The organism is Mycobacterium sp. OTB74 (assembly GCF_029892685.1).
Taxonomy (GTDB): Bacteria; Actinomycetota; Actinomycetes; order Mycobacteriales; family Mycobacteriaceae; genus Mycobacterium.
Map to the genome: position 1 here is coordinate 103,751 of NZ_JARXVD010000017.1, position 16,456 is coordinate 120,206.

Below are 16,456 nucleotides of genomic sequence, written 5' to 3' on the forward strand. Positions count from 1 at the left end.
TCCAGACATGATCGGTAATGCGGCGCTTCGGGGCAGGTAGCGCCGCGCTTGGCGCGGCTAGAGGTTGTTCCGGGCCATGAACTGTTTGGCGTCGCCGTCGTCAGGGTTGACGAACACGATGTCGTCGGGACGTCGGCGCGGAACGTCGACCGACAGCACCACGAACGGATGTGTGGTGATCTGTGGAAATCCGTGAACCTGCCGGCGGGCGAACCACAGAAACGTTCCCGGCCGTGCGGTGGATTCGTCACCGCTGAGGTGGAATATGCCTTCGCCGCTGATGACATACAGAAACTCATCGCAGTCGTTGTGGTAGTGCAACGGTAATGTCCGGTAGATACGGAAGATCCGACTGCTGGCCTCAGGGAAGTCGCTGAAGTAGACATCGGTCAGCATGGATTCGGAGGTTTCGGGGAGCTCGCGCATCTCCTCGAATACGTCGAATATCTGTCGCCGATTGTCGCTCTGCGGCGCATAGTCGATGGCCATGCAACCAGGCTATGACGATGTCGTCAGACGTAGTTCTTGTGCACGTAGCACCAGCGCCACGATTCACCCCGTTCGTAGGACTGCACGATGGGATGTTTGCACGACTTGGCATGGGCACTGGCGTGTTTCATCGGTGATGAGTCGCAGCAGCCGACGTGTCCGCAAGTCAGACACAGCCGCAGGTGCAGCCAGACGGTGCCGAGTTCGATGCACTCCTGGCAGCCGAGTTTGGACTGCGGTGTGACCGGACGGATGTCCGCCAGATGCGGGTCTGGAGCATCAGGTTTCGCCACGGCGACCTCCTACGACTGGGTAAGCCGATGTTGACACGGCCATGGCATCCCGCGCCACCATCGACGCTGTGGCGCCGCGCTTGAGCGGGTAGTTAAGTTGCTCCGCCGGCATACGGAAAGTAGTCGACCGGCGGTGGCGCGTCGTTGATTTGGGCGTTGCCGGGACTCTCGCACTGGCTCTGGCCGGCTCCCATGGTCACGCAGGACTGCTGATCCTGCGATTGGCCGCTCGCCGCGGCGGCAGTGGCAGCCATTGGCGCGGCGATAGTCGACATGGTCGCCAGCAACATTGCGACGCATTTGGTCTTGGCTCGCATGGTGAGGTTTCCCTTCACGTCGTATGTGGCTGTGCCAATTCAACAATCGGTCACCCACACACAAGTGTCTGCACCGCAGGCACCCCTGCGGGACCCCTGCTACCGGGAAGATACACCTGCCGGGCAGCAGGGAAGACATACGGGTGTCAACGGTGTCGACAGCAGCGAAGGACGCACAGCACCCTGGAAAGTACCTGCCCAACACCACCCGAGGAGCACCGCGATGTGGAGCAAATCCATATATGCCACAACACTTTTAGGCGTTGGAGCGGCCGCTTTCATGGTTGCGACAGCACCGATTTCGGCGGCCTCGACGAATTCGTGTGCCGCCAGCGGCACGGGCACGGTGTGCCAGTCCCCCGGCAATGTCCAGATCAATGACTCCCCGCCCGCGGTTCAGTTCTACCCCTATGGCGGCGCGGCGTTTCTGACCGGCGGTGGCGGCACGGTCAGCGCTGCCGGAGGTGGCGTTGGTTCCGTTGACGGCTTGGGCGCCTCCGGAGGCGCCCACGGCGGTCACCGCTGACGGCCCCTTTGATCGGCGCTTGCTCGGCATGTGCATTGCCGAAGGCTCCGAATTGATAGCAGAATTGCAGTTCGCAGCACCGTAGGAGCGAGGTCAGCACAAAATGACGCCGGATAACGAGTTAACTGAACCGACCGACGAGTCCCCACATCCACGATTGGGACGGTGGCTTGCACGTCCCAGCCCGCCGGTCTGGCTGGGTGTCACGGTGGCTGCGATCATCATCGCCCTCGAAGCGGTAGTCGTGACACTGCTCGAAGGTGTCTCGCACGACATGGTTTTTGGCGCCGTGTTCCTGCTCGGCGTGCTGATCATCTCAGCAGGTTGGAGGTCGGGGCTGGCGGTGGCGACCACGCTGGCCAGCACGGCGGTCTACCTGTACATGCACGTAACTTCTGACCGCACAGGCATGCCGCTGGCGCCACACGACGCCATTGCCTTGGCTGTCTTCTTGCCGATCGCACTGCTGGCGACCGTGCTCGCCGGCCAAGCCAGGGAACGCGCCGCCGAGGCACGCCGCGCCGCGGTAAGGATCAGTGAGTTGGCCGATCGACAGGCCGCGCTGCGCAGGGTCGCCACGCTGGTGGCCCGCGGTGTCTCGCCGTCAGAGGTGCTCACCGCTGTCGTCGATGAAGTGGCCAACACCCTCGGCACCGGCAACGCCGCTCTGTTCCGGTATCTCGATAACAATTCAGCGGAACTCGTTGCCGCCCACAGTGATCCGGGCATCAGTAAGATGCCAGTCGGCGCCCGGTTGTCACTGGAAGGTGACAACGTCGCGGCCATGGTGCTACGAACGGGCGGTACGGCGCGGATGGACAGCCATGAGCACGCCGCTGGTTCGGCCGCGTCATTGATCCACGACCTCGGACTGCACTGCGGGGTCGGCGCTCCGATTGTCGTCGACGGCCGGCTGTGGGGTGCCGTAATTGTCGGGTCGACGCTGTCCGCGCCCCTACCGTCCAATACCGAGGGCCGCCTCGCTGACTTCGCCGAGTTGGTCGGGATGGCGATCGCCAATGCCGAAGCCCGCCGCGAGCTGATGGCCTCCCGCGCCCGAATCGTAGAGGCAGGCGACGAGGCCCGGCGCCGCATCGAACGCGACCTACACGACGGTGCCCAGCAGCGACTGGTCGCGCTGGGCCTGCAGCTCCGTACGTTGCAGGCCACGCTGCTGCCCACCGACGCCGTGACCCTTCAAATCTCCAAGATCGGCGACGGTCTGACCGCAGCCAGTGAAGAACTGCGCCAGATTTCACATGGCATCCACCCGTCGGTGTTGTCCTCGGGTGGGCTGCGGCCCGCATTGCGGGCGCTCGGCCGCCGCGCGGCCATGCCGGTCGGCTTGACCATCAACGTCCAGCGGCGACTGCCAGAGTCGGTTGAGGTGGCCGCCTACTACGTCGTGGCCGAAGCACTGACGAACGCCGCCAAACATGCCAATGCGTCCCTGGTGACGGTCAGCGCTGATGCCGACGATTCGGCGGTACGGCTGTCGGTATCCGACGACGGCATCGGCGGCGCCAACCTCAACGGCGGGTCCGGATTGGTGGGCTTGAAGGACCGGGTCGAGGCGCTGGGCGGACATCTGCGCGTCAGCAGCGCGGCGAAACTGGGCACCACCCTCAGCGCGGAGATTCCTTTTCCAGTGGCCAGCTGAACCCGTTGTTTCCGAGTCGGTGTCTGTCGACCGCACCACTGCAACGGCAGTCCAAACATCTTGGTAACCGCAGGAACTAACTGCTATATCCAGCTGCCCACACGCTCTTATTCCTGCTAGCAGGTAGAGCAGAACGGGGGCCTGCCATAGCGACAAAGCTCCTGGTCAAAGCCGACGATGGAATCACCCAGCAACTGGACCACCAAGCCAACAAGGAGAACCGATCGTGAAGCACCCCATGAAGTACGCCGCCCCATTGATGGCCGCCGCCGCGATCGGCGGAGCCGTCCTACTGGCCCCGATCGCCAGCGCCGACACCGACCCAACAGTGTCATTCGGAACTAATCCCTACAGCCAGTACGAAACCGGCTACCACATCGACAACTCGCCTGCCGGCCAGATCGACGAGGCGTTCTGATCCTGAGCCACGGGCCACCGGGTGGCGGGGCCACGAATCGCTGGTGTGGCGGTGAGGTTGACGACAACCTCACCGCCACAATCTATTTGGGATGCACCAGGTCAGCAGGCGGGAATTCTGCCGCCTGCGCAAAAGAGGCGATCCCGCAACGGGCGACAACGCCGCGACACACCCGTAGCCCCAGCTAATGCCCGTTTTGGCGGTAAGGTGAACCCGGTGAGATTAGGCTCACAGCACATGGCTGCCTCAGTGGGCTACGGGACGAAGCACGGATGGTTCTGAACACGGGAGACGCGGCGACCGGTCATGGGGTTGTACGCGTCGTGATGGCCGAAGACGACGTACTACTACGCAGCGGTCTGGTCAGTCTGCTGGAACAATCCGGTTTCGATGTGGTCGGCCAAGCTGCCGACGCAGCTGAGCTTCTCAAGCTGGTCCGGGACAAGACACCGGAACTGGTTCTGACCGATATCCGCATGCCACCCACTCACACCAACGAAGGGTTAGACGCGGCGCGGACCATTCGTGATGAACTGCCGGACACCGCAATAATGCTGCTGTCGGCGGAGATCGACGTGGATGCTGCCATGGAACTGCTCGCCAGTGGTGAGCGAACCGGATTTCTGCTCAAAAGCCGAATCACCGATGTCGCCGACTTCATCGACACTCTCCGACGCGTCGCGGGCGGTGCCTCTGTGGTCGATCCGGCGTTGGTTCAAGAGCTGGTAGCGGCGCGACGACGCAACGATCCCCTGGCCACACTGACAGCGCGCGAGCACGATGTCCTGGCTTTGATGGCGCAAGGCCTGTCGAATCTTGGCATCGCCCACAAGATCTGGGTGACCGAGGGAACCGTCGAAAAGCACGTGCGCAGCATCCTGTCCAAACTTGACCTGCCCGAGACCAATGACGCGCACCGACGCGTGCTGGCGGTCATCAGGTTCCTGGACGCCACCACCAACTGATCAGGCATCCGCGCCGCGGGCTCAGCATGACGATCGGCCCAACCTCTCGCCCGCTGCTCGCCACGCCCGGCTTCTCAGATGGAAACCGTTGGTAGGAAGCAACACTGACGAGCCGTAGGCCTGGCCGATCGTGGACGGGGACTCAGAAGGGCGTGTCGAAACCGCCGGCCGTCTGGTTAAGTTCATCTTGGTTGGACACGAAGTACCCGAGCACGTAAGGCACATGCGGATTGGTGCCGTTGGGTACCAGTGGGCTCGTGTCGGCGCTGGCGATCGGGGCCAGTAGGACGGCTCCGCCGATCGCGGCGGCGGCCATCAATGGGGCGGCGTACTTCATGGGGTGCTTCACGATCGGTTCTCCTTGTTGGCTTGGTGGTCCAGTTGCTGGGTGATTCCATCGTCGGCTTTGACCAGGAGCTTTGTCGCTATGGCAGGCCCCCGTTCTGCCCTACCGGCTAGCAGGGGGGTAGGTCCGGACCTTCCAGTTAGCCGGAAGCGCCATGTGGTGGGCAACCATGACGACAGCATCTCTGGCCTGGGCGATCCTGGAGGTAGCCGAAAACCGGCATCAGAACCTTCGTCAGAGCACCGAAAGTTGAGGCAGTGCAATGCATACCACCCCACGTCGGATCGTCCCGTTAATCGCCGCGGCAGCCGCTTTGGCAGCCTTCGTGGCCGCGCCGGTGGCCGGCGCGGCGACATTCGCCACCGATTCACAGGTCACACAGACCACCGACAACGCACAGATCGTGGCGACCCCTGGTGCTGCCGCTCGGGAGGCAGCACAGATGCAGGAGCCGTTCGGCGGGAATGCCGGCGCTCTGATATTTCAACACTGATTTCGAACCTGCAGGCCGATCAACCCCGTTGGCGAGCATCACCTTTCACGATCTCGCGGACCAACGCGCTATCGGTGCATCTAGTTGGTGCGACAGAGCCCCACCGATTCGACGGAACATCTGGCGCCAATCACAGACGGCCAGACGTGCATTCATCTCGAGCGATCCAGCGTTCAACGTAAGTGACTGTCCTATTTGATAATTCGATCACATAGCCATTGGAAATCTGAGACTGGTCACGCTACCGCTGACAGCCGTTTGTTGTTACTGCTAGCTGGAAAATCGGGCTTTTGCCCATGCACTCGGCAGATCCACGGTCATATCGTGATCGCATGATTATCAACCGACGAACGATGCTCAGCGGAGCAGGGGTGGCGGGAGTGGCGGCCATCGCCGGTACCGGCGCCGACCGCGCATTCTCATCCCCCCCACCTCGCGACGACATCCAGGAAAAGAACATGACCGAAGACGCAGCCCGGTTCGGCAATCCCCGCATCCCCGCCGAACTCAATACCGCACAGCCGCACATGTTCCACTTGGGTGCGCTGGCACCCACCGAGTTCCAGGGCGGCTCACTTCGCCAAGCGTACGAAGGCAATTGGCCGATTCTGATGGGCCAGGAGGCCAGCGTCGTGATGGTGACGCTGCAACCCGGCGGCATCCGCGAACCACACTGGCACCCCAGTGCCTGGGAGATCAACGTCATCACCGCCGGCGTGGCAACGTGGACCCTACTCGACCCGCTCGGGCACTCGGAACACTTCGAGGCCCACGTCGGAGACGTCGTCTTCGCCCCTCAGGGCTCGCTGCACTACTTCGAGAACAAGGGCAACACCGACCTCAACCTGTTGATCGTGTTCAACGCCAGCACCGAGGAAGGCAAAGACGACATCGGCATCGGCGCATCCATCACCAAGCTGCCGGCCGATGTGCTCGGTGTCGTATTCGGTGTTCCCCCAGACACTTTCACCAAGTTCAAAAAAGCTGATCAGTCGTTGACGATCATCAAGCGACCGACCAGCTGACCCGAAACCTGCTACGCGAAGCGGAGATTCATGGTGCCCATTCCGAAAATCTTCTTGCCTGCGGATTTCGCGGTAACGATGACCGTTCCCTCGCGGGTCTCGGCATCAAGCGACTTGATGCGCCCGCCGAACTCGATATCGGCACGCTCGGTGGCCGGCACGATCGCCGGCGCAGAAAAACGCACCGTGTACTTCGAGACCGCCCCGGGGTCGCCCGACCACGAAGAGACGAACCCGGCGCCCAGACCCAGCACGAGCATGCCATGGGCAATCACATCGGGCAGGCCCGCGAGCTTGGCGATGGTTTCGTCCCAGTGAATCGGGTTTGCGTCGCCGGCGACGCCCGCGTAGTTGACGAGGTCACCGCGAGCGACCAATATGTCGCGCTCCGGCAGCTTAGCGCCGATCGACAGGCTGTCGAAGTTCATCGAGCCCGGGATACGGGTCCGGCCGCCGTCAGCGATCCGTCGTCGGCCTTCGGGGCGAACCGTCTTGACGTAATCGCTCGCGGCTGCTTCGACCGAGAGGACGTCCACGTCGTGCACCACAACTTTCCGCACGGCGTCGGCGATGGCAGGATCGACCTCGTCCGCAGTGATACCGACAACGGTGGTGTGCATGGTGTGCACGGTCTCGCCCGCGGCATCTGTGAGTGTGTTGGTGATCGTGATCATGTCCCGGCCGGCGACCCGCCGAACCGCTGACAACTCGACGTCGGTCACAAGCTCGTCGCCGACCACGATCGGCCGGTGCTGCTCAAAGACCTCCTCGGTCTGCACAAAGGTCTCGTATCCGACCACTACCTCTTGCAGCAGCTTCTGATTGGCTGCCATGGCCATTGTGGCGGTGAACGTCAACGGAGCAATGAGACCCGAGTAGCCCAACGCGGCCGCGGCATCTTCGTCCCAGTGTGCAGGGTGGTAGTCCTGCACCGCCCGGGCGTACTCGCGAACCTTCTCGCGGCCGACCCGGTAGACGCGGTCCGCCTTGTAGTAATGGCCAACCCGCTCTTGGAGCGCGGGGGCATCCGTTTCCGTTGTCATAAACTCTCTCACCTCAGTAATGAGGTGATCGTAGTCTGGTCAGGATGCGCTGACATGCATGGTCTGACGGAACCGCCAGCAGTCAGCCCACCGTCGCAGCCCACTCCAGGTGCCCCTGAAAGCCGAGAGCTTTCGCTTTGTTGCGGTACGAATCCCATAACTGCGCAAAATTTGCGGTGTCTCCGTGAGCCTGTGCCAGCAGCGCACGCAACCGCAACAGCCAGATTTCTCGTAGCACCAGCTCCTCGTCGACTGGGACGTTCGCCAACCGGTCGATCGCGGCCTCGGCTTCAGCCAAGTCGCCGTCGTCCCCGCGATCGAGGAGTGCCTCCACGAACACCCCTGTCGCAGGAACACCCCATCCCAGCAGCTGGCCTTGGTGTGCCAGTTGGTCGACGGCCGTCCGCATCAACGCGACGGCGTCGTCGCGGTCCGTAAACCGAGCTCTCTCGCGTCCCAAATACACGTTGACCATCGGCAAGTCGCCCAGAAGGTAAGCCTGGCGTTGGAGCATCTCGCTGATCTCGGCGAGGATTTGGTGTCCACGCTCGTGCTCGGCATCCGTTGGGCGGTGCACCAGTGCAAGAGCCACCGTCATCCGAGCGAGGGCCAATGCGAGGTCGTCACCGGATCGTTCAGAGATCTTCAGGGCATCTTCGATCTCACGCATGGCGTGATCGTCGGGCACCAGTACCCCATGCGGTATCCCCGTGATGTAGGCGTAGGTCACGACGGTGGCGTAGGACGTGGGGTCAGCGCTGCGGGCTATGGCCAGCCCGGACCGCAGGTCGTCTGACCATCCGGGTCGACCGAGCCAGTAACGGGCAAGACCTTGCTGGGCAAAACTGAGCGCCAATGGTGACCCGAATATCAGGTTGCCCATGGACGGATCGCCATCAGCCAGTTCGATAGCTTTTTGCGACCACTTCAGGACGTCAGGCCACCCTCCGCTCTCGGTCTTGGCGTGGGCGGCCGCAAAGGACAGCGCCACCGTCAAGGTCGGCTCGCCCACCGACTCGATGATGTCCATGGCTTCAGACGCCAGCTGCGACGCCTCGCGGACATGAGCCTGGAAGGTCAGGTCCATCACCAGCCCGACCATGCCGATCGCGAGCGCTGTGTTGTCCCCGGCCGCGGTACAGAGCTCGCGCAGTTCATCAAAACGGGTGCCGGCCACGCTTTCGTGTGTGCGCCAAGCGATACCGCACAACATGGTTCGTGGCGCAATACGCATGGCTGCCCGCTGTTGATCGTCAGCGGGCAACGCGTCGGCGATCCTTCGGACACGCTCCCAGCTCACTCGCGCCGCATTGATGTCCCGGTTGGTCGCCCAGACTCCGGCTCGCACATGCCACTCGTATGCGGCATGCACATCACCGGCGGCCTCCAGGTGCTCGGCGATCAGTGCAGCATTCTCCTCACTAGAGGCCGCGCGGGCCTCGATGAGCGCGGCCAGTCGCCGGTGCAGCTCGGCGCGATCGGATTTCAGCTGCGTGTCGTAAGCGACCGTGCGAATCAGCGGATGGTGAAACACATATCGCTGTCCGGTCGGCACGCTGACCTCATCAACAAGCTCGGCCGCCACAAGATCGGTGATCCGGGGCTCAATGCCCAGGTCCTGAAGCAGGCTCGCGTCGAGCCGTGAACCGATGACCGCGGCGGCATTCAAGGTCTGTTTGGCCTCCACGTTGAGCCGATCGATGCGCGCCGCGATAGTCGCCTGCACGGTGGCCGGGACGCTGACCTCGGCAGCCTCGACGGCCGAGGTGTAGGCGCCCCGGCTGCCCCGCAGCACACCGCGCTCGGCGAGTTCTTGCACCATCTCTTCAGCGAAGAACGGGTTACCGGCAGCCCGGTCGGCGATCCTGGTGGCCAACCCTGTGACCGAGGAGTCGTGCCCCAACAGGTCATTAACTAGTGCTTCTGTCTCGGGGTCACTCAGTGGCGCCAGCGCGATGGTGTGCGCTCCGGGCACCCGGCTCAACACGCCCTGATATTCGGGACGGTAGCTGATCAGCAACAACGAGGGCGTCTGGTTAATCACTGCCACGAAGTCGGCGATCATGGATTCGCTGACCTCGTCGATCCAGTGCACGTCCTCGACGACGTAAACCGCCGGGAATTCGCGGGCCAGCGACACCGCATTGACCAGAGCCGTCAACCGGCGTCGGCGCGCGTCCGGATCGATCTTGGGCAGCACCGCCTCGGGATCGGCAATGCCCAGCAGATCGTTGAAAAGCAGCACGTCCTCTGGTTCAGCGTCGGGCACCCGGGTCAGCACCAGCTCGCGGGCGGCCGCAGCGTCCATATCCGTCACCCCGAACGCGGCCCGCAGCAACCGCGCCACCACGCGGAAGGCGATGTCGCTGGCGTGCGACGAGCAGAACACGGTGAACACCTGCACGCCCCGGTCCGTTGCCTTTGTAGCGACCTCACGCACCAGACGGCTCTTGCCGATGCCTGGTGATCCGACAATTCCGACCATCGCGCCGTCGCCGTCGATGGCCCGCTCCAACAGACCTTCAACGGCCGACATCTCCCAGCGGCGGCCGACCAGATTCGACTCGGCACGCCCGGCACCGCGACGCCCATCGGTCATGCCGAACAGCCGATGGCCCGTCACGGTCTCATCTAGGCCCTTGATTCGAACCTCTTCTGACGATCCGAGATTCGCGGCGCCCTCAACCAGCCGTGCGGTTGACTCACTGAGCATCACTCCGCCCGGCTCGGCGACCGACTCCATCCGTTGCGCCATCCCGACTTGCTCACCAACTGCGGTATAGCCCAGTGCACCCGAACCGATTTCGCCGACGATCACCTGCCCGGAGTTGAGTCCCACCCGCAGCCGGAGGTCCACACCATCGCGCTCTTGGACCTGGACGGCAAGTCGCTTCGCTTCCGTCTGGACGTCCAGGGCCGCCAGACACGCCCGAATGGCGTGATCCTCCAACGCGGCGGGCGCGCCGAACACCGCCATGATCCCGTCACCGGTGAACTTGTCGACCGTGCCGCCGTACCGGCGTACCACTGCCGCGCAACGTCCTGCGAGATCGGTCATGATCTCTCGGAGGCGCTCCGCCCCGACCGCAGCGGCAATGTCCATCGAATGCACCACATCGGCGAAGAACACCGTTACCTGCTTGTACTCCGCACGAGCATCGCGCGCCACGACCGGCGTGCCGCAGCCGTCGCAGAACTTCGCACCCTCGCGCGGCGAGGTGCCACACGTGCGACACGCGGTCGCTGCGGTCATCCGACCCTCCGCGCTTTCGGCCCCCAGAGTTGCTAGGGCTACAGAATAGGACTCGAGACCTCTCCGTGGCGCCTCATTAACGCCAACATCCACAGCAAACGTTCAGAATGTCTCCAGTAACTTCAGCGCGTCGCTGCGCCGGAGTTTGCCCGACGCAGTTTTGGGCAACGCACCGGGCGGAAGTAACCGCACGTGGCATGGAGGGTGACCGACTCGGCTGTTGACTCGGGCCACGATCTCGCGAGTGATCGCCGGTTGCCGGTGTGCGTCCGGTGAGCGCACTTCAGCCAGAACGGCGAAACCTTCTCTTTCTGCACCGGCGTCCATTCGCACTGCGGCGACGCACCCTCGACGCACGCCGTCGACGTCGGCGGCAGCCCGTTCAATGTCGGTGGGGTATATGTTTCGTCCGGCAACAATGATGACGTCTTTGGTCCGGCCGCAGACATAGAGCAGGCCGGATTCGTCGAGGTAACCGATATCGCCGGTATCGAACCATCCGTCGGGGCCGGCCATCGGCGACGGCCCGGACTGGGTCAGATAGCGCCCGGCCACCTGCGGGCCCCGAATGTGGATGGCCCCGCCGACCCCGATTCTCAGTTGCAGACCCGTTGCGGGCAGCCCTAGGCACACCGCACCAGCGGCGTCTGCCACCGCCGCTTGGTCCCATGCGCTGGTTGACGCCATCAGCGTTGCCTCGGCCAAGCCGTAGGCCGGGGTAGGTGCGGTCGGCCGCAAGCCGAATGGCGCTCCTGCAGAAACGAACCGGTCGATATCGCGATGGTCGATCGGCTCTGCCCCGTTGATGGCCACTCGCAGCCGCGACAAGTCGATCGAGCGGGCTTGGGCGCGAGCGAGCACTCGGGCCAGAATCGCGTAACCAAAGTTGGGTCCAGAGGTGAGAGTGGCTCTGTGCTCGCTGATCAGCTCAGCCCACACGATTGGCCGAGTCAGGAATTCCTCGGGACGCACCACAAGTGCCTGCATTCCCAGCTGCATCGGGAGACACAGCAGCGCCACCATGCCCATGTCGTGCGATAGCGGAAGCCAACTCGCCATGGAGTCGCGATCCGCGTCGAGGTCCACACCGTCGACCATGGCCCTGGTGTTAGCCGCAAAGTTGCCGTGCGTGATCTCGATCGCCTTCGGAGTACCAGTCGAACCAGATGTCAACTGGCGCAATGCAATATCAGATTCCTCGGCATCATCTGGCGCCACCGCAGTCGCCGTCCTCAACTCGTTGACCGTGGCGATCGAAAGTGCCGCGAAACCGCTGTGGCCGACCATGGACAGGAACGGCTCCCCGAGCACCAACAGATCGGCCTGCACAGTGCGGGCAGCGCGCACGGTATCGGCCACCCACGCTTCGAGATCGGTGCGCGGTGTTGGTTGCTGCAGCATGGTCACACCGGCTCGACGCATCCATGCCGCCTGCGTCAATGCGGCCACGTCACCGCCGTCCCCTGCCAAGACCGCCACCGATGATCCTGTTTCCACGCCCCGGCGCGCCAATCCCCCGGCGATGGTTCGTGCCTGAGCGTGAATATCGCTCCAACTCCACTGGATCAGGTTCCTTGCGGGCCCGCAGCGCAGTCCGTGTCGCGACGTCGATGCAGCGACAAACATTTGCTCGGTCAACAGGCTCACGATGCCTTCACCTCTTTCATCGAGTCGTGCTCATGCAGTACGTCAACGATCGCCGTCACCAGCGTGGCCGCAGGGCGGCGGAACAGGAAATGCCCGCCCTCGAACATCTGAAGTGTTTGCGGCTCTTGCGAATACCTCGACCACTGCGTCATCACGTCCGGTGGTACCAGTTGGTCGCCAAGCCCGCCGAAGATGTGTAGACGGCAGGGCACCGGTATTACTTCACGGGCACCGAACGAGGACTGGATACGTAAGTCGTCGCGAATTACCGACACCAGCAACCGAACCCACTCAGGTTTGCTGAGCACTTTGGCGGGTATGCCGCCATGCCGCACCAGTTCGCGGGCCAGCTGGGCGTCGTCGATTTGCTCGATCCCTTCGGCTGTCCCACCCAGATGCGGTGGCTGGCACGCGGCCACCACCATCGCTTCAGGGACCGACAAACCCTCCGAGAGGCGTTGGCGGGCAAGGGTATATGCCACGACGGCGCCCATACTGTGGCCCAGCAGGACATGTGGCTCAGCCAGAACATCGCACAACTCGCCGCTCAGCAGCCGCACACACTCATCGACATCGACAATCCGCTGCTCGGCAGCCCGAGAGTCCCTGCCGGGCAGCGTGACGGAAGTGAGCCTTACTTCATCGGGCAGGGCGCGCTGCAGCGCAGCGAACGATGCACTGCCACCACCTGCAGCGTGGAAGCACACGAGCCGCGGCAGTCCCCTGCTTGTTGGGCCGGCGGTCATGACACCAGTGCATCGGCGGCCTGGCCCGACAGATCGATACGGCGGCTGATGTCCTCAATCGCATCACCCACGGTGACGATGTCGATGCCGACATCCAGGCTCAGACCGAACCCGTAACGTTCCTCGCAAGTCAGCATGAGCTCCAACGCTCCAAGTGAATCCAGTCCGAGTTCGTCGAAGGTACGCGACGCGGTGACCTCGCCGACCGGCATCCTGAGGTACGAGGCGATTGCGGTGCGGACGAAATCCCCTATGTCATTTGTCATTTCACAGACCTCTCGCGATTGTGAACGGTGACCAGCAGTGGGTCCGGTGGACGAAGGACGAACTTGAATTCGGGGCAGAGGTCGTCGATGCCGGCGACCGGCCTGAACGTGAATTGCCTGGCCAGACGGGACAGGATCAGCTGCGCCTCGTCCAGTGCATAGGTGGTGCCGATACAGAACCGTGGTCCCGCGCCGAAGGGGATGTAGGCGTACCGGTGCGGCAACGACCTCCGCCGCCTCAGCCCGAATCTCCCAGGCTCGAATCGGTCTGGATTGGGCCACCATTGGGGATGGCGGTGCAGCAGAAATGGGCTGATCACCACCGTGGTGCCGGCGGCGATGTCAACGCCGCCGATCTGGTCGTCAACAGCCGCCTCTCGGCTGATGATCCACGCGGTGGGATATAGCCGCAGGGTCTCCTGCACAACCGCCCGGGCGAAGTCGGCTGAGTGCGCCACGCGCGCATAGATCTCCGGGTGCTGCATCAGCAGCACCCAGGCCCAGTTGACCGTGTGAGCTGTGGTTTCAAAGCCTGCCATCAGCAGGGTGGTGATCTGGTTGGCGAGGACTGTCCTGTCCGCATGAGCGGGATCGCCAATCAATGCCTGCAAGACCGGACCGGGCGCGTGCTGGTGGCCGACGGCCTCAGTGATGGCGGCCAGTAGCGCCGCACGAGTGTCGGCGAGGTCGGCCGACTCGGGTGGTAATGACGAATTCGCTTCGCTGACAAGGTGACCCAGCCGACTGCACAGCGAACCGAACGGTTCGGATGGCAGGTTGAGCATCGCCTTGTTTGCGATGGCCAGGGTCAGTTCGGCGGTGAACGTCAGCAGGTTGACCGGCTCTCCGGACTTCGCATGACGGGCTAATACGGCCGCCCCATGTTCGAGGCATTCAACTGCGCTGGTCTTGAGGTAGCTGCTGTCGCGAAACAGCGGTGCCAGCAAGGCTCGTTGATCGGCCCACGCGTGTCCCGCCGCGGTGACGATGCCGTCGGCGATGTTGTCACGGAAGTGACGGTGGGTGGCAGTGGTTTTGGTGTAGTTCACGGCAGACGTGGTCAGCACGTGCCGGGCGAAGTCAGGGGTGTTCAACACCAGGATCGACTCGCCACCCATGTTGAGGCTTATCGAGTTCACCTTGCGTCCGGCGAGTCTGACCAACAGCGACTCCCGATGCGGCGCCGCATTCGATGATGCGGCCACATCTAGTGGGCAGGTCACTTTTCCTCCAAGGCCGTCGTGAGACCGATGGCGACCATCGGGCCAATTACCACTGCGACGCTGCAGAACTCGAACGTAAATCGGTGGAGTTCAAAGGGCGCGAGTAGTGCTCTACTCACATTTCGACGTTTTTCTCCGCACGTCCTCGTTCATGACTACGTGGGGGCGTCACCTGTCCGCGCATCGATACTCCGGGCTTGTCGTTTCCGATGATTTGCTGCAATCGCCGTCGACCCTGGGGCGTCAGTCCGACGTCCCGGACGTCGGGCCATGAGTCGATCTCGGCCAATGTGTCATTGCACCACCGAATGATCAGCTGGTTGAACTCGTCATAGAAGGTAATGAGCGGGGCGATGAGGTGCAGCCGCTCCGGAAACGGCCCTCCCGTCGCGAGTAGGTCGGCGACGAGCGGTACCCCCGCTGCACGAACCTCGTGCGCTTGCCGCGCAACAGCTTGTAATGCGGTTCGAAGATCGTCACTGTTGCCCTGGTCGCCCAGCAGCAGGCGCAGCATGCCCTCGACCTCCAGGGTTACGGGGGCGGGTTCAGTGCCGAGCCACTCCTGCAGCGCCTCCCGGCCCTGCTCGGTGATTGTGTAGCGGGTGCGTTGTTTGTGCCCCTTACGGCCCTCTACCACTTCAGCTTCGGCGTGTCCGCGCGCGACGATGCGCTTGAGTTCGGCATACAAGTGGGCTTCCGAGCGGGGCCAGAACCAGTGCAAGCTGCGCCGCGACTGCGCGACCAATTCGTAGGCCGTCCAGGACTGCATGCCCAGGAGGCCAAGGATTGCAAACGAGGTGGGGGTTGGTGGTGACATCACCCCATTGATATTACTCCAGTTTGGAGTAATATCACTCCAAACTGGAGTAAGGAGTCGAGATGGACAATGACGGATTCGTCCCATTGGTCGACACGTCGCGCGACGAACTTCGGGAGCGCATTGCATTGGCGGGCAACCGATTCGATACCTTGGTACGTGACACTGACCCGAGACTGCAACCAAGACGATCGCACTGGACGGTCCAACAGACTGTCGCCCACGTCGTGACCCTTGGGCGTCGGTATCAGCAAGTGGCCCGCGGCGGCGAGTACCGTCACGCCGTTGATCCTGCAGACATTGCCAACGTCAACCAGTCGGAACTCGAGGCGGCAATAGCACCAATCCCCGAACTTGCCGACGAACTCCTCACGCTCTCAAGGGAACTCGAAGGCTTCTTCGACGCCAACACCAACGACCAGCCGACGCTTCCATTCCATGGATTCGGCATGATGTCCGGCAATACCGCGCAGACTAACTGGCTCGGCGAATTCCTGCTCCATGGCGAAGACATCGCGAAGACGGCAGGCACCAACTGGGAGTTGACCGAACGCGATATGGCTCTGGTGCTGCGCGGCGCACGAGAGATGGCTCCGCTGTACCTCCGTGCGGACATTCCGGCGAATGTCGAAGTTTGTGTCGCCGTGGAGATTCCAGATGCGCGACCATATCTACTCCGAATCGATCACGGTGCGGCCGAGATGCGTGAACGCCGACCCACCGACCGCCCCGATGCGATAGTTCGGGTCCCCGCTTCAACCATGACGCAGTTGCTCTACCAACGCATCGGCCAGCTCAGCGCGATCGGTCGTGGTCTGCGAATGGCCGGTGGCCGGCGACCGTGGCGGGCACTGAAGTTGATGACGTACTTCCAACGCCCCTGAGCGACGGAACGGTCCCTGCTGACCCGGGCTTCACCCCGGATTCAA

The 16,456-nt window shown here is 63.0% G+C and carries 18 protein-coding genes; 7 read left to right on the forward strand and 11 right to left on the reverse strand.

Features of this window, described 5'->3' with window-relative positions; translation table 11 throughout:
- Positions 1 to 57: 57 nt before the first annotated feature.
- The 3 genes from M2432_RS21060 to M2432_RS21070 form a co-directional block, all read right to left on the reverse strand.
- Positions 58 to 489, reverse strand: coding sequence for a cupin domain-containing protein (locus tag M2432_RS21060; RefSeq protein ID WP_280828769.1), 432 nt, complete (start codon positions 487 to 489; stop codon positions 58 to 60).
- Between the two features lie 23 nt (positions 490 to 512).
- Complete coding sequence (locus tag M2432_RS21065) at positions 513 to 782, reverse strand: UBP-type zinc finger domain-containing protein (protein WP_280828770.1); 270 nt, start codon at positions 780 to 782, stop codon at positions 513 to 515.
- A 92-nt stretch (positions 783 to 874) separates the two neighbouring features.
- A complete protein-coding gene (locus M2432_RS21070) occupies positions 875 to 1,099 on the reverse strand; it encodes a hypothetical protein (RefSeq protein WP_280828771.1) in 225 nt (74 codons plus the stop codon).
- 280 nt (positions 1,100 to 1,379) lie between these two features.
- On the opposite strand from M2432_RS21070, the gene M2432_RS21075 reads away from it, so the two are divergent.
- From M2432_RS21075 to M2432_RS21090, 4 genes are all read left to right on the forward strand, one after another.
- Positions 1,380 to 1,625, forward strand: coding sequence for a hypothetical protein (locus tag M2432_RS21075; RefSeq protein WP_280828772.1), 246 nt, complete (start codon positions 1,380 to 1,382; stop codon positions 1,623 to 1,625).
- A 208-nt stretch (positions 1,626 to 1,833) separates the two neighbouring features.
- On the forward strand, positions 1,834 to 3,285 hold the full coding sequence (locus M2432_RS21080) for a GAF domain-containing sensor histidine kinase (RefSeq protein WP_348536328.1): 1,452 nt from the start codon (positions 1,834 to 1,836) through the stop codon (positions 3,283 to 3,285).
- 226 nt (positions 3,286 to 3,511) lie between these two features.
- Positions 3,512 to 3,703 carry a hypothetical protein gene (locus M2432_RS21085; RefSeq protein WP_280828774.1) on the forward strand — a complete coding sequence of 64 codons (192 nt, stop codon included), beginning with the start codon at positions 3,512 to 3,514 and terminating at the stop codon, positions 3,701 to 3,703.
- A 272-nt stretch (positions 3,704 to 3,975) separates the two neighbouring features.
- The gene (locus M2432_RS21090; RefSeq protein ID WP_280828775.1) at positions 3,976 to 4,668 is read left to right on the forward strand and encodes a response regulator transcription factor; all 693 of its coding nucleotides are present in this window, start codon (positions 3,976 to 3,978) and stop codon (positions 4,666 to 4,668) included.
- A gap of 142 nt (positions 4,669 to 4,810) precedes the next feature.
- Here the strand turns inward: M2432_RS21090 and M2432_RS21095 are convergent, their stop codons facing one another.
- Positions 4,811 to 5,017, reverse strand: a complete 207-nt coding sequence (locus tag M2432_RS21095; protein ID WP_280828776.1) for a hypothetical protein — start codon at positions 5,015 to 5,017, stop codon at positions 4,811 to 4,813.
- A 259-nt stretch (positions 5,018 to 5,276) separates the two neighbouring features.
- Between M2432_RS21095 and M2432_RS21100 the strand changes: the two genes are divergently transcribed.
- Complete coding sequence (locus M2432_RS21100) at positions 5,277 to 5,507, forward strand: hypothetical protein (RefSeq protein ID WP_280828777.1); 231 nt, start codon at positions 5,277 to 5,279, stop codon at positions 5,505 to 5,507.
- A 332-nt stretch (positions 5,508 to 5,839) separates the two neighbouring features.
- Complete coding sequence (locus tag M2432_RS21105; RefSeq protein WP_280828778.1) at positions 5,840 to 6,532, forward strand: cupin domain-containing protein; 693 nt, start codon at positions 5,840 to 5,842, stop codon at positions 6,530 to 6,532.
- A gap of 11 nt (positions 6,533 to 6,543) precedes the next feature.
- Here the strand turns inward: M2432_RS21105 and M2432_RS21110 are convergent, their stop codons facing one another.
- From M2432_RS21110 to M2432_RS21140, 7 genes are all read right to left on the reverse strand, one after another.
- Complete coding sequence (locus M2432_RS21110; RefSeq protein ID WP_280828779.1) at positions 6,544 to 7,575, reverse strand: fused (3R)-hydroxyacyl-ACP dehydratase subunits HadA/HadB; 1,032 nt, start codon at positions 7,573 to 7,575, stop codon at positions 6,544 to 6,546.
- 82 nt (positions 7,576 to 7,657) lie between these two features.
- Positions 7,658 to 10,828, reverse strand: coding sequence for an adenylate/guanylate cyclase domain-containing protein (locus tag M2432_RS21115; protein ID WP_280828780.1), 3,171 nt, complete (start codon positions 10,826 to 10,828; stop codon positions 7,658 to 7,660).
- Positions 10,829 to 10,930: 102 nt separating this feature from the next.
- Positions 10,931 to 12,475 (reverse strand): AMP-binding protein, encoded by a 1,545-nt coding sequence (locus M2432_RS21120; protein WP_280828781.1) that lies wholly within the window; start codon positions 12,473 to 12,475, stop codon positions 10,931 to 10,933.
- Positions 12,472 to 13,221 carry an alpha/beta fold hydrolase gene (locus tag M2432_RS21125; protein WP_280828782.1) on the reverse strand — a complete coding sequence of 250 codons (750 nt, stop codon included), beginning with the start codon at positions 13,219 to 13,221 and terminating at the stop codon, positions 12,472 to 12,474. Before M2432_RS21125 ends, M2432_RS21120 begins: the two co-directional genes overlap by 4 nt.
- Complete coding sequence (locus tag M2432_RS21130; protein WP_280828783.1) at positions 13,218 to 13,487, reverse strand: acyl carrier protein; 270 nt, start codon at positions 13,485 to 13,487, stop codon at positions 13,218 to 13,220. Before M2432_RS21130 ends, M2432_RS21125 begins: the two co-directional genes overlap by 4 nt.
- Positions 13,484 to 14,710: a cytochrome P450 gene (locus M2432_RS21135; protein WP_280828784.1), complete on the reverse strand. Its 1,227-nt coding sequence runs from the start codon at positions 14,708 to 14,710 to the stop codon at positions 13,484 to 13,486. Before M2432_RS21135 ends, M2432_RS21130 begins: the two co-directional genes overlap by 4 nt.
- A 115-nt stretch (positions 14,711 to 14,825) precedes the next feature.
- A complete protein-coding gene (locus M2432_RS21140) occupies positions 14,826 to 15,527 on the reverse strand; it encodes a PadR family transcriptional regulator (protein WP_280828822.1) in 702 nt (233 codons plus the stop codon).
- A 62-nt stretch (positions 15,528 to 15,589) separates the two neighbouring features.
- Between M2432_RS21140 and M2432_RS21145 the strand changes: the two genes are divergently transcribed.
- The gene (locus tag M2432_RS21145) at positions 15,590 to 16,411 is read left to right on the forward strand and encodes a maleylpyruvate isomerase N-terminal domain-containing protein (RefSeq protein WP_280828785.1); all 822 of its coding nucleotides are present in this window, start codon (positions 15,590 to 15,592) and stop codon (positions 16,409 to 16,411) included.
- The last annotated feature ends 45 nt before the right edge of the window (positions 16,412 to 16,456 follow it).